The sequence below is a fragment of the Streptomyces dryopteridis genome, from assembly GCF_049606955.1.
Lineage (GTDB): Bacteria > Actinomycetota > Actinomycetes > Streptomycetales > Streptomycetaceae > Streptomyces.
Genome location: NZ_CP187113.1, coordinates 3637220 through 3662821 on the forward strand (window position 1 = coordinate 3637220; position 25602 = coordinate 3662821).

A 25602-nucleotide genomic window follows, 5' to 3' on the forward strand; every position below is an offset into this window, starting at 1 on the left:
GATCAGGTGCCGGTCACGCGCGGTGTGCGCGGGGCCCCGGCGGCGTGATCGTTACTGCTGCTCCTCGAAGAGGGAGGTCACGGAGCCGTCCTCGAAGACCTCGCGGATGGCGCGGGCCAGCATGGGGGCGATGGACAGGACGGTGATCTTGTCCAGCTCCAGGTCCGAGGGGTCCGGGAGGGTGTTCGTGAACACGAACTCGCTGACCTTGGAGTTCTTCAGACGGTCCGCGGCGGGGCCGGAGAGGATGCCGTGGGTGGCCGTCACGATGACGTCCTCGGCGCCGTGCGCGAAGAGCGCGTCGGCGGCGGCGCAGATGGTGCCGCCGGTGTCGATCATGTCGTCGACCAGGACGCAGACGCGGCCCTTGACCTCGCCGACGACCTCGTGGACGGTCACCTGGTTGGCGACGTCCTTGTCGCGGCGCTTGTGCACGATGGCCAGCGGCGCGTCGAGGCGGTCGCACCAACGGTCGGCGACGCGGACGCGGCCGGCGTCGGGGGAGACCACGGTGAGCTTGGAGCGGTCCACCTTGGCGCCGACGTAGTCCGCGAGGACCGAGAGGGCGGAGAGGTGGTCGACCGGGCCGTCGAAGAAGCCCTGGATCTGGTCGGTGTGCAGGTCGACCGTCAGGATGCGGTCGGCGCCGGCCGTCTTGAGCAGGTCGGCGACGAGGCGGGCCGAGATCGGCTCGCGGCCCTTGTGCTTCTTGTCCTGACGGGCGTAGCCGTAGGACGGGATGATCACGGTGATGGAGCGGGCCGACGCGCGCTTGAGCGCGTCGATCATGATGAGCTGCTCCATGATCCACTTGTTGATCGGAGCCGTGTGGCTCTGGATCAGGAAGCAGTCCGCGCCGCGGGCGGACTCCTGGAAGCGGACGTAGATCTCGCCGTTCGCGAAGTCGAAAGCCTTGGTCGGGACCAGGCCGACACCGAGTTGGTGCGCGACCTCCTCGGCCAGCTCGGGGTGGGCGCGGCCGGAGAACAGCATCAGCTTCTTCTCGCCGGTCGTCTTGATCCCGGTCACAGCACAGTCTCCTCAGACGTGTTGAAAGCCGCCGCCTCCCGTGTGCGTCCGTCCCGCACACGGTGAGCCGGCCGAATTGCGTGCACCTATCACGGTACGCCGTCCTGGCCGCAGCCGTTTCCGGCCGGGTGGCCGGAAGGTGTGGTCAGCTCTTGTCGGAGCCCTGCGCGGGGGCCGACGAGGCCGCCTGCGCGGCGGCGCTGCCGGGCCGCTTGCGGGCCACCCAACCCTCGATATTCCGCTGCTGGCCCCGCGCCACGGCCAACGCACCGGGCGGCACGTCCTTCGTGATCACGGATCCGGCGGCGGTGTAGGCGCCGTCCCCGATGGTGACGGGTGCCACAAACATGTTGTCCGAGCCCGTCTTGCAATGCGAGCCGACGGTGGTGTGGTGCTTGTTCTCGCCGTCGTAGTTCACGAACACGCTGGCGGCGCCGATGTTGGTGTGGTCGCCGATGGTGGCGTCGCCCACGTACGACAGGTGGGGGACCTTGGTGCCCTCGCCGATCGTGGCGTTCTTCGTCTCCACGAAGGTGCCGATCTTGGCCTTGACGCCGAGGCGGGTGCCGGGGCGCAGGTAGGCGAAGGGGCCCACGGTCGCGCCCTCGCCGACCTCGGCGGACAGGGCCACGGTGTTGTCCACGCGGGCGCCGGCGCCGACGACCGTGTCGGTCAGGCGGCTGTTCGGGCCGACCTCGGCGCCTTCGCCGATGTGGGTGACGCCGAGCAGCTGGGTGCCGGGGTGCACGACCGCGTCCTGGCCGAAGGTGACCGTCACGTCGATCAGGGTGCTGCCCGGGTCCACGACGGTGACGCCCGCGAGCATGGCCCGCTCCAGCAGGCGCGCGTTCAGCAGGGCGCGGGCCTCGGCGAGCTGCACCCGGTTGTTGATGCCGAGGATCTGGCGGTGGTCGGAGCCGACCGAGGCGCCCACCCGGTGACCGGAGCCGCGCAGGATGCCGAGCACGTCGGTGAGGTACTCCTCGCCCTGGCTGTTGTCCGTGCGGACCTGGCCGAGGGCGTGGGCCAGCAGCTTGCCGTCGAAGGCGAAGACGCCGGAGTTGATCTCGCGGACGGCGCGCTGGGCGTCGGTGGCGTCCTTGTGCTCGACGATCGCGGTGACCGCGCCGTCGGCGGAGCCGCCCTCGCGGATGATGCGGCCGTAGCCGGTGGAGTCGGGGACCTCGGCGGTCAGCACGGTGACGGCGTTGCCGTCGGCCTCGTGGGTGGCGACCAGGCCGGCCAGGGTCTCGCCGGTGAGCAGCGGGGTGTCCCCGCAGACCACGACGACGGTGCCGTCGACGGCGCCGCCGAGCTCCTCCAGGGCCATCCGGACGGCGTGGCCGGTGCCGTTCTGCTCGTACTGGACGGCGGTGCGGACGGCGGCGTCGGCCTGCGCGAGGTGCGCGACGACCCGCTCGCGGGCGTGACCCACGACGACCACGAGGTGGGTGGGGTCCAGTTCGCGGGCGGCGGCGACGACGTGACCGACGAGCGAACGCCCGCTGATCTCGTGCAGGACCTTGGGGGTGGTCGACTTCATGCGGGTGCCCTCACCCGCGGCGAGGACGACGACGGCGGCCGGGCGATTGGCGCTCACGGGTGTGCCCTTCGGCTTCTTGGGGGTGGACCCAGGAAGAATAGCCGGGGCGTGATCGGGGTTTCGGGCGGGCCGGTGCGGGGCGACCGGAAAGTGGCGGCGCGCGCGGGGAGCGAGGGCGGGGCGTGAACGGGGCGCGCACGGTGGGCGCGGGGCCGGCGTCGGCGGCGGATTCGCGGGGGACGCACGGCAGTTGCGCGGAGGACGCGCGATGAGAGGGGCTCCCCTGCCAGGACTCGAACCTGGAACAAATCATCCAAAGTGACCCGTGTTGCCAATTACACCACAGGGGAATGTATTTACTTTTTCGTACCGAAAACGGGACAATCGCGGGCCGTGGCGGCCCGGGAACGGTCCCGGTGCGGCGGACCCCACTATGCCGTATGGACCCGCCTCGACGCGACGACGTTCGGCCCGGTCCGCGAAGTACGCCCCGGGCCGGCCCCGCTCCCCGCCCGTACGCTGATCGCATGACCGATACGGGGGACACGCGAGGGGAGCGGGCCGGGCCGCTGTGGTGGGAACGGCGCCGGGACGCCGTGCTGGACGGGTCCCTGGCCCTCCTCTCGGCGACCGAGTGCGCCTTCGAGGGCGTGGACCTCGCGCACGAGACGGCCCTGCCGGTGTTCGCGGGCGTGGCCTTCGGCACGGCCGTCGGCGCCACGCTGCTGCTGCGACGCCGCGCGCCCGTGCTGGTGGCGCTGCTCGGGGTGGCGGTCTCGCCGGCCGCGATGGGCTTCCTGCTCGGCGTCGTCGGCCTGTACACCCTGGCCGCCTCCCAGGCCCCGCGCCGGGTGATCGCCTCGGTGGCCGGGCTCTCGGTGGCCGCGACCCTCGTCGTCACCTGGCTGCGCACCCGGCACGACATCGAGGCGTCCACCACCATGGTGTGGGTGCTGTCGGCGTTCGTGGCGGTGGCCCTGACCGTGCCCCCGCTGCTGTTCGGCCTGTACGTCGGCGAACGCCGGCGGCTCATGGAGAGCCTGCGCGAACGCGCCGACTCCCTGGAACGGGAACTGGGACTGCTCGCGGACCGGGCCGAGGAACGCGCCGAGTGGGCGCGCACGGAGGAACGCAACCGGATCGCCCGCGACATGCACGACGTGGTCGCGCACCGGGTCTCGCTCATGGTCGTGCACGCCACCGCCCTCCAGGCCGTCGCCGTCAAGGACCCCGAACGGGCCGCGCGCAACGCGGCGCTGGTCGGGGACATGGGCCGGCAGGCGCTCACGGAACTGCGCGAGATGCTCGGCGTCCTCCGCTCGGGCACGGGCACGGGCACGGGCACGAGCACCGGCGCGGGCGCGAACGCGCCGGTCGCCGCGCGCCCCGCGCACGCCCTCGCCGCCGCCGGCCCCGGCCCGGGAGCCGCCCCCGCGCCGACCGGCCCGGCCGCGCCGACCGGCCCGACCGCGCCGGCCGCCCCGCCGGCGCGGGCCCCGGACCTCGGCGAACTCGCCGAACTGGTCGGGCTCTCGCGGGCGGCCGGGATGCGGGTGGAGTTCGCCGTGCACGGGGAGCCGCCCGCCGCCGACTACCCGCCCGACGTGCGCCGCGCCGTGTACCGGGTGGTGCAGGAGGCGCTCACCAACTGCCACAAGCACGCGGGCGGAGCCGCCGTCGTCGTGCGGCTCGCGCACCGCGAGGCGGAACTCGCCCTCCAGGTCGAGAACGGCCCCCGCCCCGCCGACGGCTCCGCCCCCACCGCCGCGAGCGCCCTGCCCAGCGGCGGCAACGGGCTGCTGGGCATGCGCGAACGGGTGCTCGCCCTCGGCGGGGTCTTCGTCTCGGGCGACACCGACGCGGGCGGCTTCCGCGTCTCGGCCGTCCTCCCGAAGCGCTAGCGGGCCCGGATTCGGGCGGCCGGGTCCGGGCAGTCGGGTTCGGGCGCCCGGGTTCAGGCGGTCGGCTCGTCGGCCGGGCCGACCGTCATGCGGACCGGTTGCAGGCCCGTGAGCAGCCCCGTCAGCGCCTCGTCGAGGGTCGCGCCCAGATACCAGTCGCCGGTGTGGTCCACGGCGTACACCCGGCCGTGCGCGTCCAGCGCCAGGTGCGCCGAGCCGTCGACCTCCACGCCCAGCGGGGCCAGCTCGGTGGACAGGGCCCGGCCGAGGTCGGCGAGGGTGCGGGCCAGGTGCAGGCCGGTCAGGGGGTCGACGCGCAGCGCGACCGGGGCGATCTGCCGGCCGGCGGTGCCCGAGGGACGCACGGTCAGCCCGCCGAACTCCGCCCATGCCTCCACGGCGGCCGGGAACACCGCGTGCCGGTGCCCGGCCGGGGTGGTGTGCCCGCGCAGCGAGTCGGCCCAGTACTCGGCCTGCTTGATGTCCCAGCGGCCCGGGGCCCAGCCCGCGGTCCGCAGGGCGCTGTCCACGGCCGGCGTGAACCGGTTCGCGGAGGACCGGTCGTAGGAGGCGGCGGGGCCGGGGCGGGCGGGGGAGACGGTCACGAACGGCCCTTCTCGGGGGAGGCGAGGTCCACGGCGCGGACCCCGAAGTGGGCCAGCAGCGCGTCGCAGGAGCGGCAGGGCGGGGCGTACGCGCCGTGCAGCGGGTCGCCGGCCTCGCGGATGTGGCTGGCGGTGATGCGGGCGTGCTTGAGGGAGCGGCGCGCCTCGCCGTGCGTGAGCGGCTTGCGGGCGGCGCGCCGGCTGCGGGCGGCCTCGGCGCCGGCCAGGTGCCGGGAGATGAGGATCGCCTCCGGGCACCGGCCGGTGTGCCGCTCGCGCCGGCCGCTGGTCAGGGTGGACAGGAAGTCCTCCACGAGGGGGTGCAGGGTCGGCGGGCGGTCGCCCTTGCCGGCGGTGCTCGTGAGGGTCTCGCCCTTCACGGACAGGGCGGCGGCTATCGCGGGCAGGATCCCGTCCCGCCGGAACCGCGGCACGGGCACCCCGGGGGCGGGGGCGGCGCCGTCGGCCCGGGGCGCGGCGGCGGCCCGGCCGGAGTCGGCCCAGCGCAGCCGGGGGTCGCCGGCGCCGTTGCCCGAGCCGTTGCCGGAGGCGTTGCCCGAGACGTTGCCATTGCCACCGCCGGGGCCATCGGCGTGGGCCGGGCCGGTGGCGGCCGGGTGCGGGTTCACGTGGGTGCCGGGCGCGGTGCCGAGGTGCGCGGTGGTGGGGCCGGTGGGGCCGACGGAACCGGGCCGCGACAGGCCGGGGAGCCGGCCCAGCACGTCGAGCCCGGCCGGGTCGACCGGGCCGCCGGCCGCCGGGACGGAGGGGTCGACGGGGCCCGCCGGGCGGGCGGCCGGGAGCGGCCGGTCCGGGGTGGGGCCGTCGTCCCCCGTGTGGTGCCGTGTCGCCGTCTTGCGCATCCTCTTGTCGTCCCTCCCGTGGCCGCGACGGTTCGTCCGGTGCCGTCACCGCTTCGCGCACGCCCCCGTGTCGCGGGGGACAGCCTGTCAAATATCCCGTGGAACACGGAAGCGGGGTCGAATATTCGTATCAATTCGGAACTTCCCGTCCCGCTGTGCGGTACCGGGGTCCGCTCCGGGTCCACCACTTGCCGCAGCGAATAGGCTGGGGGGAATCAGCCAGATCCAGCAGGGGGCTATCGCCATGACGACAGGTCGGCCCGGGCAGCACGCCGGCCCGCCCAACGCCGCGTACTCGGGGCAGACCGTGCGCTTCCCGGACCCGGTCCGGGCCGCGCGGCATCCCCACGGAGTGCGAGTCGACGGGGCCGGGCATCCGGACTTCGCCGCGTACGCACGCGCGAGCGTGGAGATCGCCGAACCCCCCGAGGGCTTCGGCGTCGACGAGCTGCGCCTGACGGACGTGGTGTCCGCGAACGCGGCCATGCACGCCGCGCGGCACCCGCTGTGGGACACCGTGCCCTCGGTCGCGACGCCGCACGGCTGGACCTGGCACCACGTGGCGGGCACCCGCCGGCTGGAACTCGTGCCCATCGAGGTCAAGGCGCTGCTGCGGCACCACGCCGGCCTCGCCACGTCCGCCGTCGACCACGACAAGCGCGGCACCCGGCCCGTGCAGGACCCCGCCCGGCCGGTGCACTTCGCCCTGCCCAAGGGCGAGTCCCCGGTCACCGAACGACAGGTGCAGGGTGTCGAGGAGGACCTCGGCTACCGGCTGCCGGAGGCGTACCGCTCGTTCCTGAAGGCGGCCGGCGGCTGCGCGCCGGTCGGCGTCGGCCTCGACGTGGAGCTGGGACTGATCGTGGACCAGCCGTTCTTCACGGTCCGCGAGGAGGCGGCGGTCAACGACCTCGTCTACGTGAACAAGTGCCTGCGCGACCACCTCACCAAGGACTACCTGGGCGTGGCCTTCCTCCAGGGCGGCGTGCTCGCGGTGAAGACGCGCGGCGCGGACATCGGCACGGTGTGGTTCTCGCCGTACGACGACGCCCGCGACCGGGACGGGTGGAGCGTGCAGGAGCGGGTGGCGCGGTTGTTGCTGCCGTGCGGGGCCGATTTCGACGCCTTCCTCGAACGACTGGTGGGCAATCCGCCGGAGTTGGAGACGGTGGCCGGCCTGATGGTGGACGGCGGTTTCGCGCGTTCGGTTCCGGTGGTGGGCGCGGGTCGCCCGGTGGAGGGATGACGGTCCGATGGTGACGTTCGCGCAGGCGCAGGAGCGCGCCGAGCAGTGGATCAACGGGGACGTGCCCGGCTACCAGCACCGTGAGGTGCGGGTCCGGGAGTTCGGCCTCGGGTTCGTGGTGTGGGCCGAGGACCGGGTCTCCGGCCCGGTCTCGGGCGGCGGCCGGCAGCGCATGGTGATCGCCCGCGACGGGGTCGCCACGCTGTGGCCGGGGCTGCCGGTCGGCGAGGTGATCCGCCGCTACGAGGAGGAGTACGGGAACCAGGCGGAGGAGGCGGGCGCGCGGGCGTCCGTGCCGCCGCCGCGCATCGACTCCGAACAGACCTCGTTCATGCTGACCCCGCCGGAGCTCCGGGAGGCCGCGGACGCGGCGTTCGGCGAGCGGGGCGCCGGCCCGGGTCCGGGCTCGGGTCCGGGGGCCGGCGCGCGCCCCGGTGCGGGCACGGGCGCTGGTTCCGGTTCTGGTTCCGGTTCTGCGGCCGGGTCGAACTCCGGGTCCGGCTCGTGGGCCGGTACCGACGTCAGCGCAGACCCCGACGAGGGCTCCGTGCCGCTGCCGCAGACCGTGTTCGCGCCGCCGCTCGCGGGCCTGGACCGGCCCGAGGGCCGGGGCGCGGACGCGTCCGCCGAGGCCCGCACCGAACTGCTGCGCGGCGGCCCCCCGCCGCTGCCCGACACCGCCGTGGCCGGCCCGGCCGTCCCCGAAAGCGCCGCCCGCGGCCTCGGCGACCCGGCAGGCCGCACCCCGGGCCAGGGCCAGGGCCAGGGCCGCGACGCCGGTTCGGGCTTCGGCTCGGGTTCGGGTCAGGGCCGTGACGCCGGGTCGGGTTCCGGCGCGGGTTCGGGCCGTGACGCCGGCTCGGGTTCGGGCTTCGGCTCGGGTTCGGGGCGCGAAGCCGGTTCGGGTTCGGGCTTCGGCTCGGGTTCGGGGCGCGAAGCCGGTTCGGGTTCGGGCCGTGACGCCGGCTCCGGCTTCGGTTCGGGTTCCGGTTCGGGTCGTGACGCCGGTCCCGGCTCGGGTTCCGGCTTCGGCTCCGACCGTCGATTCGGCGGTGGCGACGCGGGCCGCGGCCCGGGCGCCGGCCCCGACGCGGGTTCGGGTGCGGGTTCCGGCTCGGGCTCCGGGTCCGGCGTGGGCCCGGGTGCTCGGTCCGGGGCCGGGGATCTCTCCGACGCGCCGACGAGCAAGGCGACCCCGCCGCCCGGCCGCCGGCCCGGCGCCGGCACCCCGCCGCCGCCCCCCGGCCCCGGCGCGCCCCCGCCCCGTTCGCTCGGCGGCTCCGCCGGCGACCGTGAGGCCACGGTCCTCGCGAGCCCCGACTCCCTCGGCCCGGTCGGCGCGGTGCGTCCGCCCTCGGGCCCTCCTGCGCCCCCCGGCCCGCCCCCGGCCCCCGGCGGCACCCCGCCGCGCGGCACGGACCACGCGGCGACCGTCCTCGCGTCCCCCGAAGCGATGCGGTCCGGCCCCGGCGGCGGCTCCGGTACGGGCGGCCGTCCGCTCGGCGCGCCCCCGGCCCCGCCCGGACCGCCCCCCGCGCCCGGCACCCCGCCGCGCGGCACCGAGCACGCCGCGACGATGCTCGCGTCCCCCGAAGCCCTCGGCTCGGGTTCGGGTTCGGGTTCCGGTTCCGGTTCGGTCCGGCCCCCCTCGGGCCCGCCCGCGCCCCCCGGACCCGCGCCCACCCGCGGCACCCCGCCGCGCGGCACCGGCACGGGCGGCGCGGGCGCGGCCGGCGCCGACCACGGGGCCGCGACCGTCTTCGCCGACCCCAAGGCCGGCGGCCCCCGGCCCCCCGCCCCGCCGAGCACCCCCGGCCGCGGCCCCGTGCCGCCGCCGCCCCCGCCGGTGTCCGGGCGCGGCCCCGTGCCGCCCCCGCCGTCCCCGGCCGGTGACCCGAACGCCCCGGTGGTCGGCCCCGGCTACCAGGCGGTGTTGCGCTACCGCGCCCCGGACGGCTCCGAGCAGCAGCTCATCCGCCGCTCCGCGCCCGGCACCCCGCACCCCGAGTGGCAGATCCTGTACGAGCTGCGCGGGATGAACGTGCCCCCGCACGCCGTGCTGGAGCTGCACACCGAGCTGGCCTCCTGCGAGCTGCCGGGCGGCTACTGCGCCCGCATGATCCGGGAGACCTGGCCGCAGGTGCGGATCACCAGCGTCGCCCCGTACGGCACCGACCACGCCGGTCGGCAGGCCGGGATGCGGCACCTGTTGGCCCACCAGGGCGAGCTGCACCAGGTCGCGGACGGCCCGGCCCGTCCGGCGCCGAACCGTGCCCCGCTGCCGCAGGTCCCGCTGGAGGGCGCCATTCCGATGGCGGCGATCGGCGCGGAGCTGACGGCGGCCTTCGGCCCGCAGGGCGTGTTCCGCTTCGACCAGCGGGCCGTGTCGCGGGCCGGGGTGCCGGAGATCGTGGCGCAGACCCTGGTCGGCGCGGGCGTGCCGACCTCGTTCGGCCCGTTCTTCTGGGGCCAGGCCGAACCGGGTCAGCCGATCCCGACGCTGGCGGAGCTCGCGCAGCGGCGCGGGGTGCGGCCGGCGCCGGACGCGGGCGCGTACCTCGTCATCGGCTCGGACTTCGGGCGGGCGCTGTGCGTGCAGTACGGCACGGCGAACATCGTGGCGGTGCCGGTGGAGGCCGGTCCGGACGGTGGCCCGGTCGCCCCGCAGTTCGTGAACTCCTCGCTGCCGCAGTTCGTCCGCTCGATCGCGCTGCTGGGTCGCATGTGGCCGCTGCGGCGCGGGCTCACGCAGGAGCAGGCGGGCCGTTGGACCGTCGACTTCCAGGCCGGGCTGGTGGGCCTCGACAGCGCGGCCCCGGCCTCGCTCGAGAACTGGTGGTCGGTGCTCCTTGAGCAGATGTGGGACGGACTGCTCTGACGCGGAGGGCCGAACGGCCGTCCGAAACACCCGGAGTGCGGGGATTCACCCCGATTGACGAACGGCCGGGCCGTGACCCCTTGCGGGAGCACGGCCCGGCCATTTACGGCTTCGGCGCCGAAATGGCGCATCCTTGACCAGAACCCCCCGCGAGTCGCCGCGAGTCCCCCCGCGAGAGAGGCGCTGTCAGGATGAGTGCACCCATGTCCCCGCTCGGAGGTCTGGCGATCGTGCGCGGTCGCGGTTACCGCGCCGATCAGGTGGACGCGTACCTGTCCCGGCTGAACGCCGGCCGTGAGGACGCCTGGGCGGAGGTCGCGCGGCTGCGCGAGCAGATCGCCCGGCTGGAGGCCGAGTCCGTCCACCTCGCGCAGCGGATCGCGAACCTCGGCCCGCAGACGTACGACGAACTCACCGACCGGGCCCGCCGCATCCTGACCCTCGCCCAGGAGGAGTCCGAGATGCTGCGGATGGAGGCCCGCGCCGACGGGGCGGGGACGTACGCGGTGGCGCAGGCGGAGGCGGACCGGCTGGCCGAGAGCGTCCGCGAGGAGGCCAAGGCGGTGCGGGAACGGGCCGAGGTGCGGGCCCGGCAGGACCTGCTGCGGGCCGAGCGCCAGGCCGAGGACCTGCGCACGGAGGCCCGTGAGGACGCCGCGCAGTGGCGGGCCCAGGCCGAGGCCGCGCTCACCGAGACGGCCCGCCGGGCCGACGCCCTCCTCGCCGACCGGGAGGCCGAACAGGTCGAGCGGTGGGACACGGCGGAACGCGACATCGCCGCGCGCGGCGCCGAACTCGAAGGCCGGCACACCGAGTTGGAGGCGTACTCCGACGCCCGCCTGACCGAGGCCCGGCGCGCGTTCGCGCAGGCCGAGGAGGAGGCCCGGCACGGCCAGGAGGACGCGGAGGCGCGGGCGGCCGAGATGCTCTCGCAGGCCCGCGTGCAGGAGGAGCGGATCGGCCGCGAGACGGAACGCCTGCTGCGCGAGCACGGCGCCCAACAGGACGAGATGCGCGCCCACATGAGCCACGTCCGCGCCAGCCTGGCCGCCCTCACGGGCCGCGCCCCGGCCGAACAGTGACCGAACCGGCGAGCGGGCCGGCGGGTGGCGTCGTGCCGTAGGGGTGGGGGCCGTGGTCGGAGCCCTTCGGCGGCGGTGAGCCGATCGAGGGGTTCCGGCTCCGGGTGGACGGCCCGCGGGCGCGGCTGCGGCACTGACCCCCGTCCTCGACCGCCCGCCGTCGGGAACGGGTGTCGGGAACGCGGACGGGCGCCGGCCCGGCGGACTCCCCCGTGGGTCCGTCGGGCCGGCGCGTTCGTGGGGCGGTGGTCGGGTCGGGGTCAGGCGGTGATCGGCCGCGGGGTGGTGGCCGGCGCCTCGGTGGTGTCCTCGTTCGCGGGTCGGGTCCCGGCCGGGTCGCGCAGCACCGTCGCGGCGACGAGCAGCGCGGCCAGTACGAGCCCGGCGCCGACGCCGAACGCGAGGTGGTGTCCGCCGGTCAGCGCCTCGGCGCGGGTCGCGCCGGCGGCGGTCAGGGTCTCGGCGCGGCCGGAGGCCAGGGTGGACAGGACCGCGACGCCCAGGGCCATGCCGATCTGCTGCGTGGTGTTGAACAGGCCGGAGGCCAGGCCCGCGTCCTCGGGGCGGGCGCCGGACATGCCCAGGCCCGTCAGGGCCGGCAGCGCCAGGCCGAAGCCGGCGGCGAGCAGCATCACGGGCAGCAGGTCGGTCGAGTAGTTCGGCTGCGCCGGCACCCGGGTCAGCAGCCCGAGCACGCCCACCAGCATGACCAGCCCGGTCAGGAGCACGGCGCGCTCGCCGAAGCGGCCGATCAGGCGGGCCGAGACGCCCAGGGAGACCGCGCCGATCGCGAGGGCGGCGGGCAGCATCGCCAGGCCGGTCGCGGTGGCCCCGTACCCGGACACCTGCTGGAGGTGCAGGGCCACGAGGATCTGGAAGCCGAACAGGGCGGCGATCATCAGGACCTGCACGAGGTTCGCGCCGGCCACGGCCCGGGAGCGCAGCACGCGCAGCGGCAGGAGCGGGTTGCGGGCGGTGGCCTGCCGGATCACGAAGCCCACGAGCAGGGCGAGGGAGAGCGCGCCGAGACCGAGGGTGCGCGCGGAGCCGACGCCGTGCGCCTCGATGCCGACGACGGTGTGCAGGGTCAGCATCAGGCCGCCGGTGACGAGGAGCGCGCCGGGCAGGTCCACGCCCGCCCGCAGGCCGGGGCCGCGGTCGTCGGGGAGGGACAGGAAGGTCAGGCCGAGGATCACGGCGCCGATCGGCACGTTGATGAAGAAGATCCAGTGCCAGCTCAGCGCGTCCGTCAGCACCCCGCCCAGGACCTGCCCGATGGAGGCACCGGCCGCGCCGGTGAAGCTGAACACGGCGATGGCGCGGGCCCGTTCGCGGGCCTCGGTGAACAGGGTGATCAGGATCCCGAGGCTGACGGCGGAGGCCATCGCGCTGCCCGCGCCCTGGAGGAAGCGGGCCGCGATCAGGACCTCGGTGGAGCCGGCGAACCCGGCGAGGACGGAGGCGCCGGTGAACAGGGTGGTGCCGGCGAGGAACATCCGTCTGCGTCCGATGAGGTCGCCGAGTCTGCCGGCGAACAGCAGCAGCCCGCCGAAGGCGATCAGGTAGGCGTTGACCACCCAGCTCAGGCCGGCCGGGGTGAAGCCGAGGTCGGCCTGGAGGGCGGGCATGGCCACCGTGACGATGCTGCCGTCGAGGATCACCGTGAGCAGCCCGGCGGAGAGCACCCCGAGAGCGAGGGCCTTGGCGCGGGAGGAGAGGGCGGCGGGGGAGGGGGCGGCGGGGGTGTTGCGGGTGGTGGCGGTGGCGGTGGTCTTCGGGGCGGAGGGCATCGTCGGCTGCTTCCTGTCGGGGCGCGGGGCGGGGCGACAGGAAGAACACTAGTAGATAGTTCCGTTGCAGACTATCTATTTCTGACGTTCTTTTATGGAGGGTGCGGCTCCGGTTCCGGGGGTGCCTCATCGGCTCGGGAGGGCGTGCGGGGCCCCTGTTATCGTGCGCCGATGTCAACGATCAAGCAGATCCAAGTGACCTTCGACTGCGCGGAGCCCGCGCGTCTCGCCCTCTTCTGGTGCGAGGTGCTGGGGTACGTCGTACCGCCCGTCCCGGAGGGCTTCGCCACGTGGGAGGAGCAGCACCGCTCGCTGCCGCCCGAGGACGAGGTCTACTTCGCGTGCACCGACCCCTCGGGTGCGGGCCCCCGCCTGCTCTTCCAGCGGGTTCCCGAGGCCAAGGTCGTCAAGAACCGGGTGCACCTCGACGTGCGGACCGGCGCCGGGCTCGTGGGCGACGAGCGCCTGGCCGTGCTGGAGGCCGAATGCGCACGGCTGACGGCGCTCGGCGGCAAGCACGTGCTGACGCAGCGCGCCGACGAGGAGAACGAGTCCTGCATCACGATGCAGGACATCGAGGGCAACGAGTTCTGCCTCTGCTGACCGCGCGCCGGGGCGGGCGTCGGTGTCGCCGTCCGCCGATCCGGCACCGGCGCCGGGCGTCCGCCCCGGTTCGGGTCGGCCCGCCCCGTCCCGCTTCGCCTCGGGTCGGGGCGGGGCAGGTGGTCGCGCCGCTCGCGGGTCGGCTCGCGGGTCGGCTCGTGGGGCGGCGGCTCGCGGGGCGGCGCTCAGCCCGCCGCGCTCTGGCGGGCACGTCGTGCCGGTCGTGCGGCCTCCGTCGGTGCGGCGAGGTGACCCTCCGCGAGCCGGGTCAACGCCCGCACCAGCACCGCCCGTTCGTCCTCCGGCAGCGCGCCCAGCGCCTCCGCGTGCACCCGGTCCACGATCTCCCGGCTGCGCACCGCCAGCTCCGCCCCCGCCTCGGTCACGGCGATGATCCGTGCCCGCCGGTCCCGCTCCGACGGCCGCCGCTCGGCCAGGCCGGCCGCCTCCAGCGCGTCCACGGTCACCACCATCGTGGTCTTGTCCATGTCCCCGATCTCGGCGAGCTGCGCCTGCGTCCGCTCCTCCTCCAGCGCGTGCACGAGCACGCAGTGCATCCGTGCCGTCAGCCCCACCTCGCCCAGCGCGGAGGCCATCCGCGACCGCAGGCCGTGGCCGGTCCGGTCGAGGAGGAAGGACAGGTCGGGGTCGGTGCGGGTGTCGGCGGTGCCGGCGTCGGCGTCGGTGCCGGCGGGCGGGGTGGCGTGCGCGGGGACGAGAGCGGTCATGCGGCCAGTCTAGGGCGGATGGGTCCGTTGCGGATCATAAGCAAGCAGAGGAATTGCGTGGCCCGCATCCCCTCGCCCGCGCGCCCGGAAGCAGGCGTTCCGCTCGTGCGCCCCGGGTAGACCGGTCACTCGGGCACGGTGACGTGGGACGCGGACGCGGACGGGGGGACGGTGCGCATGGGCTTCGAAGACGGCCGCGAGCCGGGGCCCGGGGGCCCCTTCGGCGAGGCCGACCGGGACCCGGCCGAGTTCTCCGCCCACCTCGTCCTCACCTCGCGCACCCGCCGCATGCTCGTCCCCCTCGCCGTCGGGATCGCCGGGGGCGTCGTGCTCGCGCTGTGGCGCACGGCGGTCCCCTGGCTCGCGCCCTTCGCCGTCGCCGCCCTCCTGTGGGCCCTCGCCATGGCCGTGCTCGTGCTCCGCTCCCGCCGCATCGCCGTCGTGGCCGCCGACCCCGAGGCCCTCACCGTCCTCGCCCCCGGCGCCCCCATCAGCATGCCGTGGAGCGACCTGATGCACGTCGAACCCGTCCTGCGCAGCCCGCGCGGGAGCCTCCTGATGCTCGTCTGCGTCGTGCGCTCGGGCCGCCCGGGCCGCCCCGGCCCGCGCGAGATCCGCGTCCCCCTGCCCCTGCGCGACCACGCATCCGCCCTCAGGGCCCGGGACCTCCTCACCGGCCTCCTCGCGGAACACCCCCACGCCCCGCACCCACACCCTGTGGACGAATGACGGGCCCGCCCGGGGAGTTCCGGGCGGGACGCGGCGCACGCGGCTCAGTCGCCGGCGTTCGCGTCCGTCTCGGCGAAGAACCCGTCGGCGACGGCGCGGGCACGATCGAGGTCGGTGAGGGGTTCGCCGATGATCCGGCCCGCGAGTTCCGTCGCGAGCCCGACGACGTCCTCGCGCAGCTCGGCCTCGGCGATCACCCGGTCCGCCGCCAGCCGCACGGCGGCCTCGGCCACCATCTCCTCGCGCACCCGCCGCCCCTCCGCACGCACCTCGGCGAGCAGCGCGGCCCCCTCCTCCTGGGCGGCCTGCCGGATCCGCGCCGCCTCGTGACGGGCCGCGCCCAACTCCGCCCGGTACGCGGCCAACACGTCCTCGGCCCGCAACCGGAGCCCCTCGACCTGCTCCAGCGCGCCGGTCGTGGCGGCCTCACGGTCCTTGAGAGTGCGCTCGATCCGGGGCAGCAACACCCTGGCGAGAAAGAGGAAAACGCCCGCGAACGCGATCAGGCCGACCACGAGCTCGATGAGATTCGGCTTCAGGGGTCCCATGCGCGGAGCATAACGCCGAGGACTTTCACGCCGTCAGGACGCGGAGGCCGAAACGGCGCGAACGGGCCCTGTCCGCACCGGACATGACCGGATCCGGGGTTCGGGAGCCCCCGGGGCGAACGGCGGCCGGTCGGGGCGGGTCGGGCAGGGCAGGTCAGTGCGCGGGTGTCGTCGTCGCCGGCCGCCGTTCCAGGAAACGCCGTGCCGCTTCGACGGCCTCCCGCACGCACTGCTCGTGGGTGGTGTTCCGCGGGCGTTCACCCCAGTCCCAGGCTTCCATGAGGTGTGCGCACTCGACGAGCCGCGCGAGTTCCCCGGGACGCCCGAGGTCCTCCCCGATCTCGAACGCGAGGGTGAACACGCCCGCGGCGGGGTCCCAGGACCCGTCCACGACCCGGGCCGCGATCCACCGCGCCAGGGCCCACCGCCGCTCCCGAGGATCCTCGGGCGGCCGGAACGACAGCACCGACTCTTCCGTCACCAGGTCGAAGAGCGCGCGCGCCGCGGGTTCCTCGGCGCGGGTCAGACCGGCCAAGAGGGCGAGTGAGGGGCTGTCCACGTCCGCGAGCAGCACGTCCGGGCCCGCGAAGATCAGCCGGTCCGACCCGACGTCCAGGCCGAAGGCCCGTTCCCGAGCGAGACGTTCGAACCGGACCAGGGCCTCGTCCCGAGCCGACGCCCGGCCCCGGCCTTGGCCTGCGCTTGGGCCCGAGGCTTCCCCGGTGCTACTGGACACCGCGCGCCATCCACTTGCCCGGGTCGTCCAGGGACACGAAGCCGGACACGGCGTACACCCCGTGCGCGTCCGCCGTGGCCAGCATGACGCGGCGCAGCTCGTACGGCGCCAAGTGTTCGAGGACCGCCTCCACCAACGCGTGCCCCAGCCCCTGCCCACGGCTCTCCCGGGCCACGTACACGTCGCAGAGCCACGCGAACGTGGCGAGGTCCGTGACCACCCGCGCGTACCCGACCTGAGAGCCGTCGGCCCGGTCGTAGACCCCGAAGTTGAGGGAGTGGTCGATCGCCTGCTCCTGCTTCTCCCGGGTCCGCCCCAGCGCCCAGTACGCGTCCTCGGACAGCCACGCGTGGACGCGGGCCCGGTCGAGGCGGTCGGGGTCGGCGGAGATCTCGTGGCCGGTGGGCAGCTCGGTGGTCGTCATGGCCGCATGTAAACAGACCGGCCGTCCCCGGGACGACCCATTTCCACCCCGCCGGGCACCCCGGCGGGCACCCGACGGGGCGGGGCGGACTGGGGGTGGCCGCACCCTCGCCGGACGGCGGACGCGGCCCTCGTCGGACGGCGGCCCCGGCCCCCGTCGGACGGCGGACGCAGCCTTCGTCGGACGGCCGTCAGGCCCGGCACCGGGCCGGAGCCGGGCCCGGAACCGGGCCAAAGCCGGGCCCGCGTCAGGCCCGGAGGCGGGTCCGCGTCAGGCCCCCGTACGCGCGGGCTCCGACCCCGTGCCCGTGCCGGTGCCCGTGCCGGGGCCCGCGCCCGGGCCCGCGCCGTCGCCCGTCGTCGTGCCGGTACCCGCTCCCGACGCCGCTCCCGGCTCCGTGCCCGTCCCCGAGTCCGTCCCCGTCCCCGTGCCCGTCCCCGGCTCCGTCCCCGGCTCCGTCCCCGGCTCCGTCCCCGGGTCCGGCAGGATCGGGAAGCGGCGTGGTGCGATCGTCAGCAACGCGACCACCGCCACCACCGCCGCGATCGCCGCACCCCACTGGATGTGGTCCATCGCCGCCGTCACCGCCTCCCGCAGCCACCCCGCCGCCGCCGGCGACAGCTCCTCGCCCGGCGCCGGGTCCGTCAACCCCCGCGTCACGTCGTCCAGACTGCCCGGCAGCCCCGCCATCGGCGCGGCCAGCAGGCTCGTGGCCAACGTCGCGTTCGCCACCGCCCCCAACAGCGCCGCGCCCACGCTCTGCCCGACCTGCCGGCAGAACAGCACCGACGCCGTCGTCGTCCCGCGCCGCGACCACTCCACCGTCGACTGCACGCCCACGATCAGCGGCAACTGGAACAGACCCAGCGCCCCGCCCAACAGCAGCATGATCAACACGACCTGCCAGACCTTCGCCGGATGCGGCAGCAGCGTGAACGCGACCAGGCACGCGCACGCCGCGCTCATCCCCACCACCGCCGTGTCCCGGAACCCGATCCGCCGGTACACGTGCTGCGCGAGCGCCGCCGAGATCGGCCACGTCAACGTCATCGACGCCATCACCAACCCGGCCCCGATGGGATCGAGACCGAGGACGGCCTGCGCGTACGTCGGCAGGAACACCGTCGGCGCCACCATCAACAGGCCCAGCGCGCCCAGGGCCACGTTCGCCGCCGCGATCGGCCGCCGGTGCCACACCCACCCCGGCAGGATCGGCTCCACCGCCCGCCGCTCCACCCACACCACGACCCCCGCCAGCACGGCGCTCGCCCCGAACACGGCCAGCGACGGCGTCGAACCCCAGGCCCAGGCCGTGCCGCCCTGCACCAGCGCGAACAACAACGTCCCGCCGCACGCGAACACCGCGACCGCCCCGGCCCAGTCCACCGGCGCCCGCCCGACCCCCGTGCCCGCGCCCGCGCCTGCGGCTTCGCGCACCGGCTCGTGCAGGCGGCTCAGGAACAGCCAGAGGGCGAAGCCGCCGATCGGCAGATTGACGAGGAAGATCCACTGCCAGCCGGCGTGCGAGGCGAACAACCCGCCGAGCGAGGGCCCCAGGACGGAGGACCCCGCCCACACCGTCGACATCCGGGCCTGGATCTTGGGCCGGTCCTTCAGGGGGTAGAGGTCGGCGGCGAGGGTCTGGATCGTGCCCTGGAGCGCGCCGCCGCCCAGGCCCTGCACGATCCGGAACACGATCAACGCGTACATGTTCCACGCGAACGCGCACAGCACGGACCCGAGAAGGAACAGGGCTATGCCGAACACCAGCACCGGCTTCCGGCCGAAGGTGTCGGAGAGCTTGCCGTAGAGGGGCAGGGTCACGGTCACGGCGAGCAGGTAGCCGGAGAACAACCACGAGAACACGGCGAACCCGCCGAGGTCCGACACGATCTGCGGCACGGCGGTGGACACGATCGTCCCGTCCAACGCGACGAGCCCCATCCCGAGCATCATCGCGGCGACGAGCGCCCGCCCGGGCAGGGCGGCGGTGGCGGTGGCGTCGGAGGCGACGGCCGCGGCGACGGCGCCGGGAGCGGGCCCGAGAGCGGGGCCGTCCGTGCCGCCCGCAGGGTCGGCCGCGCCGTTCCGCCCGGTCGTGCGCGCCGTGTTGTCGTCCTTCGCCCGCCCCTGATCCACGTCGAAGTCCTTTCACTGTGCACGGATCCCCGGAGAACACCATGCCACCGCCCCCGCGAACCCGACATCCCCGAGACCGCCTCGTCCACGAGTCGGACAACCGCCCGCCCGCCCTCCACCCAACGGCCCGGTGCCCCGTCCTCCCCCCGGACGACGCCCACCCCGCCCCCACACCGATTCACTGGACCCCGCCGGCGTCGGCCCGCCCACGGGGGTGCCGGGCCGACACCGGCGCGACCTCACGCCCGCCCGAAGCGCGGGCCGTCGCGGCGGTGGGGCTCGCGCCCCGCGTGGGGCCGTGCCGCCCGAGCGCTCGCGCCCGAGTGCGGGTGGGGCCCTGGCCGAGGTGGCCGCCTGGCGGCGGCGGGTGGGTCAAAGGCGTTTCCCGGCGGCGGCCGGGAGGGGTGCGGGGTGTCGGTGGGTGCCCGGGTGCCGGTGGGTTCGTGGTGTGGGGCCCGACGGGCCCCCGGTCTGGGTCGGGCCGGGCCCGAGTGTCGGGTGACCCGGGCCGTTTCGGGCCGTAGGCGCGCGTGATGGTGGGTTGGTGCGGTGGGGGGGGCGTGGCCACGCGCGGTCCGGGTTCGTGGAACGGATCGCCGGTCGGCTTCCCGAGCCTTTTGCGTGCTGGGGACCTGCCCTGGCCGCGTGCGGGCCTGCGGACGGCTACGGCCCCTGACCCCCGGCCCCCTCCGCCGCCCCTGGGAAAAGCTTTTGACCTGCCCGCCGCCGGCAGGCGGCCACAGCAGCCACGGACTCGCCTGCAGACGGGAACGCGCCCCCACCCCGGACCCCTCCCCACCGCCACCAGGAAATGCTGTTGACCTGCCCGCCGCCGGCAGGCGGCCACACCAGCCCGAACCGGGCCGCACTCGGGCACGCACCCCCACCCCCGGCCCCCTCCCCGCCGCCACCGGGAAACGCCTTTGACTTGCCCGCCGCCGGCAGGCGGCCACGCCCGCCCCGTACTCGCCCGCAGACGGCGGGGGCGGGGGTTATGGGGTGGGGGCGCCTGGGGGGATCAGGGCGTAGAGGATCGTGTGGTCCGCCATGCCCGCCACTCGGTACTGGGCCCTGGGGTGCAGGGAGCGGGGGTGGGAGAGGGGGTCGGCGTCGAGGTGGTGGTCGCTGTTCTCGGCGACGATCCACTGTGGGGTGATGCCCCGGGTGTCGCCGATCCAGAAGACCCGGCAGCGGGCGACGAGGCGGGATATGAGGGGGCCGGCGTCGGCCTCGACGGTGGCGCCGTCGGGTATTCGCTCCAGCAGTTGCTCCACCTGGGCGACGCGGTCGGGCATCGCGTACGTGTCGGTCTCGGTGAGGCGGTTCAGGGGGAGCGCGGTCGCCGTCACGGCGAGGGACGCGGCGAGCACGCCGGCCGGGAGGTGCCGGGCGTAGGTGCGCAGCCACGGGCGGGCGGAGGCGCGGGCGGCGGGGAGGGCGTCCACGAGCGCGAGGAACACGACGGGCATCAGCACGGCGCTGTAGTGCCAGTCCGTGCCCCAGTAGTGGTCGAACCCGGACACGAACCGCCAGCCCAGCGTCGGCGCCGCCACCAGGAGCAGGGGTGAGCGGAGGGCGAGGAGGCCGGTGGTGGGCAGCAGCACCCAGCCGAGCGTGCGCAGTTTCGTCTCCAGCCCGGCCCAGGGGCCGGCGTCGCCGTGGTCGAGCTTGTTCCAGTAGTCGTACGTGCCGTGCAGGGCGAAGTGCGGCACGATCGCGTAGAAGATCAGCACGGCGGCGAGCAGCGCGAACGCGGCCGTGCCCAGGGCCACGGCCGTGGCCCGCTGGTCGGTGCGGCGGCTGCGCCAGGCCACGACCAGGGCGAGCGCGGCGACCGTCGCCCCCATGTCCTCCTTGACGAGCAACAGCGGCAACGCCCACGCCAACGCCCGCAGCGGGCGCCCGCGCAGCAGGGCCTCCAGGGCGAACGCGAGCAGCGGCATCGCGAAGGCGATCTCGTGGAAGTCGAAGTCCACGCCGCGCTGCACGCCCCACGACAGCGCGTACGCCAGTCCGATCCCGAGGCCGGTCGCCGGCCCGAGCGCGCGCACGGCGGCGCGCGAGACGGGCACGACGGAGAGCGCGAAGAGCGCGGCCTGCACGACGAGCAGGGTCACGGGGGAGGGGAACACCCGGTAGAAGGGGGCGACGAGGGCGGTGATCGGGCTGAAGTGGTCGCCGAGCACGTTGGCGCCGGGGCCCTTCAGGTCCACGATCGGCGCGCCGAGGTGGGCGTAGCCGCGGATGGCCTGCTCGAAGATGCCGAGGTCCCAGGAGATGGTCTCCATGCGGAGGTAGCGCAGAACGGACATGGCGGCGTACAGCACGAAGAACACCCCGCCGAGCACCCACGGGCCCCGCCGTCCCAGCCGTTCGCGTCGGTGCGCGGCGCGGGCGGCGCGGGCGTCGGGGGTGGTCTCGCCCCGTGACCGGGCCGGCTCCGGGAGCGTGTCGGCGGGCCCGGTGGGGGACGGCGGCACGGAGTCCGGCGGGACGGCGGCGGTGCGGGGGTCGGACATGGTGGGACGGGTGGCCTTCCTCGGGCACGGGCGGACGGGCGGTGTCGTGCGGGCCGCGTCGCGGGAGGTGGCTCTGGGGTGTCGGCGGCCTGAGGGCCAGAGAAACCGACAAAACGACAATCCGCCAACGGAGCGGGCTCGAACCCTACACGTCGCACCCGCACGCGCACCCGCGCGTGCGGGGGCGACGCGGACGCCGTGCGGTCGACGACGCCCCTTACCGCACAACGCGACCGTCCGCCCCGCACCCGCGTCGGCGTGTCCGTGATTCGGGGCGTTCGGCACCCCGATCCCCACCCTTGGACCCGGCCGGATCCCGCCACGTCCCGGCCGGTGAAACGGCCCCCGAACACCTTCACGCGGGGACGGCCGCCCCAGGGGCCACGGCCGGCCCCGCGGCCGGCCCCCACGGGGGCGGGGTGATTCGGCGCGCCGGAGGTGCGGGTCGCGGCGTAGGGTGGGGAACCCCGGCACGTGTGACGTGTCGGGTCGTTCGCGTTGCCCCTGGGGTTCGTGGTCGTTTGGTGCCCGGGTCCCGACCGATGCCCTCGCCCTTCCCCGGGCGACCCGACGGAAAGCCTTCCCATGAGCCTGCACGGACTCCTCGACGCCGTCACCCGGGACCCCGCCCTGAGCGAGGCCGTCGTGGCGGCCGGTGACGGGCGGCGGTCGCACGTGGACCTCGTGGGTCCGGCCGCCGCGCGTCCTTTCGTGATCGCCGCCCTCGCGCGGGCCACCGGGCGGACGCTGCTGGCCGTGACCGCCACCGGCCGGGAGGCCGAGGACCTGACGGCCGCGTTGCGCTCGCTGTTGCCGGCCGACGGGGTCGTGGACTTCCAGGCGTGGGAGACCCTGCCGCACGAGCGGCTCAGCCCGCGGTCGGACACGGTGGGCCGGCGGCTGGCCGTGCTGCGGCGGCTCGCGCACCCCGACGCGGAGGGTCGGGACGCGGGGACGGGCCCGGTGTCCGTCGTCGTCGCGCCCATCCGGTCCGTGCTCCAGCCGCAGGTGAAGGGGCTGGGGGACCTCGTCCCGGTGGCATTGCAGCGGGGGCAGTCCGTGGATCTCGACGTGGTCGTCGGCTCGCTCGCGGCCGCCGCCTACGCGCGCGTGGAGCTGGTGGAGAAGCGCGGGGAGTTCGCCGTGCGCGGCGGGATCCTCGACGTGTTCCCGCCGACCGAGGAGCACCCGCTGCGGATCGAGTTCTGGGGCGACGAGGTCGAGGAGATCCGGTACTTCAAGGTCGCCGACCAGCGTTCGCTGGAGATCGCCGAGCACGGGCTGTGGGCGCCGCCCTGCCGTGAGCTGTTGCTGACCGACGAGGTGCGGGCGCGGGCCGCCGAGCTGGCCGAGGCCCATCCCGAGCTGGGCGAACTGCTGCACAAGATCGCGGAGGGGATCGCGGTCGAGGGCATGGAGTCGCTGGCCCCGGTGCTCGTGGACGAGATGGAGCTGCTGCTCGACGTGCTGCCGGCCGGGGCGATGGCCGTGGTGTGCGATCCGGAGCGGGTGCGGACGCGGGCCTCGGACCTCGTGGCGACGAGCCAGGAGTTCCTGCACGCCTCGTGGGCGGCGACGGCCGGCGGCGGGGACGCGCCGATCGACGTGGGCGCGGCCTCGCTGTGGGGGATCGCGGACGTCCGGGACCGGGCGCGTGAGCTGGGCATGATGTGGTGGTCGGTGTCGCCGTTCGCGGCGGACGCCGAGGACGTGCTCGCCGGCGGGGACACCCTGACCTTGGGCATGCAGGCCCCGGAGGCGTACCGCGGGGACACGGCGCGGGCGCTGGCCGACACCAAGGGGCGGCTGGGCGAGGGCTGGCACACGGTGTTCGTGACGGAGGGCCACGGGCCGGCGTCGCGGACCGTGGAGGTGCTGTCGGGGGAGGGGATCCCGGCCCGGCTGGAGGCGGACCTGACCACGCTGGCGCCGGCGCTCGTGCAGGTGTCGTGCGGGGCGCTGGACACCGGGTTCGTGCACCCGGGGCTGAAGCTGGCGGTGCTCACGGAGACGGACCTGACCGGGCAGCGTTCGGCGGTGAAGGACCTGGGGCGGATGCCGACGCGCCGCCGCAAGACCATCGACCCGTTGACGCTGGAGGTCGGCGACTACATCGTGCACGAGCAGCACGGGGTGGGCCGCTACCTGGAGATGGTGCAGCGCACGGTGCAGGGCGCGACCCGCGAGTACCTGCTGGTGGAGTACGCGCCGGCGAAGAAGGGGCAGCCCGGCGACCGCCTGTACATCCCGACCGACCAGCTGGAGCAGGTCACGAAGTACGTGGGCGGCGAGGCGCCGACCCTGCACCGGCTCGGCGGCGCGGACTGGACGAAGACGAAGCAGCGCGCGAAGAAGGCCGTGAAGGAGATCGCGGCCGACCTGATCAAGCTGTACTCGGCGCGCATGGCGGCCCCCGGGCACGGTTTCGGCCCGGACACCCCGTGGCAGCGGGAGCTGGAGGACGCGTTCCCGTACGCGGAGACCCCCGACCAGCTGACCACCATCGCCGAGGTGAAGGAGGACATGGAGAAGACGATTCCCATGGACCGCCTGATCTGCGGTGACGTGGGCTACGGCAAGACGGAGATCGCGGTGCGGGCCGCGTTCAAGGCGGTGCAGGACGGCAAGCAGGTCGCGGTGCTGGTGCCGACAACGCTGCTGGTGCAGCAGCACTTCGGGACGTTCTCGGAGCGGTACGCGCAGTTCCCCGTGAACGTGCGGGCCCTGTCCCGGTTCCAGACGGACACGGAGTCGAAGGCGACGCTGGAGGGCCTCAAGGAGGGCTCGGTCGACGTCGTGATCGGCACGCACCGGCTGTTCTCGCAGGAGACCCGGTTCAAGGACCTGGGCCTGGTGATCGTCGACGAGGAGCAGCGGTTCGGCGTGGAGCACAAGGAGCAGCTCAAGAAGCTCCGGGCCAACGTCGACGTGCTGACGATGTCGGCGACGCCGATCCCGCGCACCCTGGAGATGGCGGTGACGGGCATCCGCGAGATGTCCACGATCACCACCCCGCCGGAGGAGCGGCACCCGGTGCTGACCTTCGTCGGCCCGTACGAGGAGAAGCAGATCGGGGCCGCGATCCGACGCGAACTGCTGCGCGAGGGCCAGGTCTTCTACATCCACAACCGGGTCGAGTCCATCGACAAGGCGGCGGCGCGGCTGCGGGAGATCGTGCCGGAGGCGCGGATCGCGACGGCGCACGGGCAGATGTCGGAGCAGGCCCTGGAGCAGGTCGTCGTGGACTTCTGGGAGAAGCGGTTCGACGTGCTGGTGTCGACGACGATCGTCGAGTCCGGCATCGACATCTCCAACGCGAACACGCTGATCGTGGAACGCGGCGACAACTTCGGCCTCTCGCAGCTGCACCAGCTGCGCGGCCGGGTCGGGCGCGGTCGCGAACGCGGCTACGCCTACTTCCTGTACCCGCCGGAGAAGCCGCTGACGGAGACCGCGCACGAGCGGCTGGCGACGATCGCGCAGCACACCGAGATGGGCGCGGGCATGTACGTGGCCATGAAGGACCTGGAGATCCGGGGCGCGGGCAACCTGCTGGGCGGGGAGCAGTCCGGGCACATCGCGGGGGTCGGCTTCGACCTGTACGTGCGGATGGTCGGCGAGGCCGTGGCCGACTACCGGGCCTCGTTGGAGGGCGGGCCGGCGGAGGAGCCGCCGCTGGAGGTGAAGATCGAACTGCCGGTGGACGCGCACGTGCCGCATGACTACGCGCCGGGGGAGCGGCTGCGGCTCCAGGCGTACCGGTCGATCGCGGCGGCGGCCACGGAGGCGGACGTGAAGGCGGTCCGCGAGGAGCTGACCGACCGGTACGGCAAGCTGCCGGAGCCGGTGGAGAACCTGCTGCTGGTGGCGGGGCTGCGGATGCTGGCCCGCTCGTGCGGGGTCGCGGACATCACGCTCCAGGGCAACAACGTGCGGTTCGGGCCGGTGGAGCTGCGGGAGTCGCAGGAGCTGCGGCTGATGCGGCTGTACCCGGGAACGGTGTTGAAGCCGGCGACGTCGACGGTGCTGGTGCCGCGGCCGAAGACCGCGAAGATCGGTGGGAAGCCGCTGGTCGGGCGGGAGCTGTTGGCGTGGACCGGGGAGTTCCTGACGCAGGTCCTGTCGTAGGGACGGGACGGGTTGAGGCGGGGCGGGGCCCTGCTCTCTCGCCCGGTCCCGCCTCGTGCACGGCGCCGGCCCGGCACCCCTTCGGCGGGGTGGCCGGGCCGGTCGCGTGGG

General features: G+C 75.0%; 18 protein-coding genes and 1 tRNA gene. 7 read left to right on the forward strand and 12 right to left on the reverse strand.

All coding sequences use genetic code 11. From position 1 onward, the window contains the following. Positions 1 to 51: 51 nt before the first annotated feature. The 3 genes from ACN20G_RS15590 to ACN20G_RS15600 form a co-directional block, all read right to left on the reverse strand. Entirely contained in the window at positions 52 to 1029 is a 978-nt protein-coding gene (locus tag ACN20G_RS15590; protein WP_424213384.1) for a ribose-phosphate diphosphokinase, read from the reverse strand. Between the two features lie 145 nt (positions 1030 to 1174). Further along, positions 1175 to 2629 (reverse strand): bifunctional UDP-N-acetylglucosamine diphosphorylase/glucosamine-1-phosphate N-acetyltransferase GlmU, encoded by a 1455-nt coding sequence (glmU, locus tag ACN20G_RS15595; RefSeq protein ID WP_424213385.1) that lies wholly within the window; start codon positions 2627 to 2629, stop codon positions 1175 to 1177. Positions 2630 to 2850: 221 nt separating this feature from the next. Further along, a tRNA-Gln gene (locus tag ACN20G_RS15600) sits at positions 2851 to 2922 on the reverse strand. 177 nt (positions 2923 to 3099) lie between these two features. Between ACN20G_RS15600 and ACN20G_RS15605 the strand changes: the two genes are divergently transcribed. Continuing rightward, positions 3100 to 4473 (forward strand): sensor histidine kinase, encoded by a 1374-nt coding sequence (locus ACN20G_RS15605; protein ID WP_424213386.1) that lies wholly within the window; start codon positions 3100 to 3102, stop codon positions 4471 to 4473. Positions 4474 to 4526: 53 nt separating this feature from the next. On the opposite strand, the gene ACN20G_RS15610 is transcribed toward ACN20G_RS15605, so the two are convergent. Then, a complete protein-coding gene (locus ACN20G_RS15610) occupies positions 4527 to 5078 on the reverse strand; it encodes an SUKH-3 domain-containing protein (protein WP_424213387.1) in 552 nt (183 codons plus the stop codon). Next, complete coding sequence (locus ACN20G_RS15615; protein ID WP_424215525.1) at positions 5075 to 5587, reverse strand: YwqJ-related putative deaminase; 513 nt, start codon at positions 5585 to 5587, stop codon at positions 5075 to 5077. Before ACN20G_RS15615 ends, ACN20G_RS15610 begins: the two co-directional genes overlap by 4 nt. Before the next feature lie 598 nt (positions 5588 to 6185). On the opposite strand from ACN20G_RS15615, the gene ACN20G_RS15620 reads away from it, so the two are divergent. From ACN20G_RS15620 to ACN20G_RS15630, 3 genes are all read left to right on the forward strand, one after another. Then, a complete protein-coding gene (locus ACN20G_RS15620; RefSeq protein WP_424213388.1) occupies positions 6186 to 7187 on the forward strand; it encodes an SMI1/KNR4 family protein in 1002 nt (333 codons plus the stop codon). 7 nt (positions 7188 to 7194) lie between these two features. Further along, entirely contained in the window at positions 7195 to 10065 is a 2871-nt protein-coding gene (locus tag ACN20G_RS15625) for an SUKH-4 family immunity protein (RefSeq protein ID WP_424213389.1), read from the forward strand. Between the two features lie 203 nt (positions 10066 to 10268). After that, entirely contained in the window at positions 10269 to 11147 is an 879-nt protein-coding gene (locus ACN20G_RS15630) for a cellulose-binding protein (protein WP_424213390.1), read from the forward strand. Positions 11148 to 11407: 260 nt separating this feature from the next. Here ACN20G_RS15630 and ACN20G_RS15635 read toward each other — a convergent pair whose 3' ends face one another. Continuing rightward, positions 11408 to 12937 (reverse strand): MFS transporter, encoded by a 1530-nt coding sequence (locus ACN20G_RS15635; RefSeq protein ID WP_424213391.1) that lies wholly within the window; start codon positions 12935 to 12937, stop codon positions 11408 to 11410. A 171-nt stretch (positions 12938 to 13108) separates the two neighbouring features. Here ACN20G_RS15635 and ACN20G_RS15640 point away from each other — a divergent pair, with 171 nt between their 5' ends. Next, positions 13109 to 13540 carry a VOC family protein gene (locus ACN20G_RS15640; protein ID WP_424213392.1) on the forward strand — a complete coding sequence of 144 codons (432 nt, stop codon included), beginning with the start codon at positions 13109 to 13111 and terminating at the stop codon, positions 13538 to 13540. A 185-nt stretch (positions 13541 to 13725) separates the two neighbouring features. Here ACN20G_RS15640 and ACN20G_RS15645 read toward each other — a convergent pair whose 3' ends face one another. Beyond that, positions 13726 to 14268, reverse strand: a complete 543-nt coding sequence (locus ACN20G_RS15645) for a MarR family winged helix-turn-helix transcriptional regulator (protein WP_424213393.1) — start codon at positions 14266 to 14268, stop codon at positions 13726 to 13728. A gap of 177 nt (positions 14269 to 14445) precedes the next feature. Between ACN20G_RS15645 and ACN20G_RS15650 the strand changes: the two genes are divergently transcribed. Further along, positions 14446 to 14997 carry a hypothetical protein gene (locus ACN20G_RS15650; RefSeq protein WP_424213394.1) on the forward strand — a complete coding sequence of 184 codons (552 nt, stop codon included), beginning with the start codon at positions 14446 to 14448 and terminating at the stop codon, positions 14995 to 14997. Positions 14998 to 15041: 44 nt separating this feature from the next. On the opposite strand, the gene ACN20G_RS15655 is transcribed toward ACN20G_RS15650, so the two are convergent. The 5 genes from ACN20G_RS15655 to ACN20G_RS15675 form a co-directional block, all read right to left on the reverse strand. Further along, positions 15042 to 15545: a hypothetical protein gene (locus tag ACN20G_RS15655; RefSeq protein WP_424213395.1), complete on the reverse strand. Its 504-nt coding sequence runs from the start codon at positions 15543 to 15545 to the stop codon at positions 15042 to 15044. A 154-nt stretch (positions 15546 to 15699) separates the two neighbouring features. Next, positions 15700 to 16281 (reverse strand): hypothetical protein, encoded by a 582-nt coding sequence (locus ACN20G_RS15660; protein ID WP_424213396.1) that lies wholly within the window; start codon positions 16279 to 16281, stop codon positions 15700 to 15702. After that, positions 16271 to 16705 carry a GNAT family N-acetyltransferase gene (locus tag ACN20G_RS15665; RefSeq protein ID WP_424213397.1) on the reverse strand — a complete coding sequence of 145 codons (435 nt, stop codon included), beginning with the start codon at positions 16703 to 16705 and terminating at the stop codon, positions 16271 to 16273. Before ACN20G_RS15665 ends, ACN20G_RS15660 begins: the two co-directional genes overlap by 11 nt. A 270-nt stretch (positions 16706 to 16975) precedes the next feature. Then, positions 16976 to 18844, reverse strand: coding sequence for an MFS transporter (locus tag ACN20G_RS15670; protein WP_424213398.1), 1869 nt, complete (start codon positions 18842 to 18844; stop codon positions 16976 to 16978). Positions 18845 to 19836: 992 nt separating this feature from the next. After that, positions 19837 to 21363, reverse strand: a complete 1527-nt coding sequence (locus tag ACN20G_RS15675) for a DUF2079 domain-containing protein (protein ID WP_424213399.1) — start codon at positions 21361 to 21363, stop codon at positions 19837 to 19839. A gap of 585 nt (positions 21364 to 21948) precedes the next feature. On the opposite strand from ACN20G_RS15675, the gene mfd reads away from it, so the two are divergent. Continuing rightward, entirely contained in the window at positions 21949 to 25491 is a 3543-nt protein-coding gene (gene mfd / locus ACN20G_RS15680; protein WP_424213400.1) for a transcription-repair coupling factor, read from the forward strand. Positions 25492 to 25602 lie beyond the last annotated feature (111 nt).

Bases quoted from the DNA above. Each gene is read 5' to 3' on its own strand.
- ACN20G_RS15605 (WP_424213386.1), top strand. From the start codon at position 3,100: ATGACCGATACGGGGGACACGCGAGGGGAGCGGGCCGGGCCGCTGTGG.
- ACN20G_RS15620 (WP_424213388.1), top strand. From the start codon at position 6,186: ATGACGACAGGTCGGCCCGGGCAGCACGCCGGCCCGCCCAACGCCGCG.
- ACN20G_RS15625 (WP_424213389.1), top strand. From the start codon at position 7,195: ATGGTGACGTTCGCGCAGGCGCAGGAGCGCGCCGAGCAGTGGATCAAC.
- ACN20G_RS15630 (WP_424213390.1), top strand. From the start codon at position 10,269: ATGTCCCCGCTCGGAGGTCTGGCGATCGTGCGCGGTCGCGGTTACCGC.
- ACN20G_RS15635 (WP_424213391.1), bottom strand. From the start codon at position 12,937: ATGCCCTCCGCCCCGAAGACCACCGCCACCGCCACCACCCGCAACACC.
- ACN20G_RS15640 (WP_424213392.1), top strand. From the start codon at position 13,109: ATGTCAACGATCAAGCAGATCCAAGTGACCTTCGACTGCGCGGAGCCC.
- ACN20G_RS15645 (WP_424213393.1), bottom strand. From the start codon at position 14,268: ATGACCGCTCTCGTCCCCGCGCACGCCACCCCGCCCGCCGGCACCGAC.
- ACN20G_RS15650 (WP_424213394.1), top strand. From the start codon at position 14,446: ATGGGCTTCGAAGACGGCCGCGAGCCGGGGCCCGGGGGCCCCTTCGGC.
- ACN20G_RS15655 (WP_424213395.1), bottom strand. From the start codon at position 15,545: ATGGGACCCCTGAAGCCGAATCTCATCGAGCTCGTGGTCGGCCTGATC.
- ACN20G_RS15665 (WP_424213397.1), bottom strand. From the start codon at position 16,705: ATGACGACCACCGAGCTGCCCACCGGCCACGAGATCTCCGCCGACCCC.
- ACN20G_RS15675 (WP_424213399.1), bottom strand. From the start codon at position 21,363: ATGTCCGACCCCCGCACCGCCGCCGTCCCGCCGGACTCCGTGCCGCCG.
- mfd (WP_424213400.1), top strand. From the start codon at position 21,949: ATGAGCCTGCACGGACTCCTCGACGCCGTCACCCGGGACCCCGCCCTG.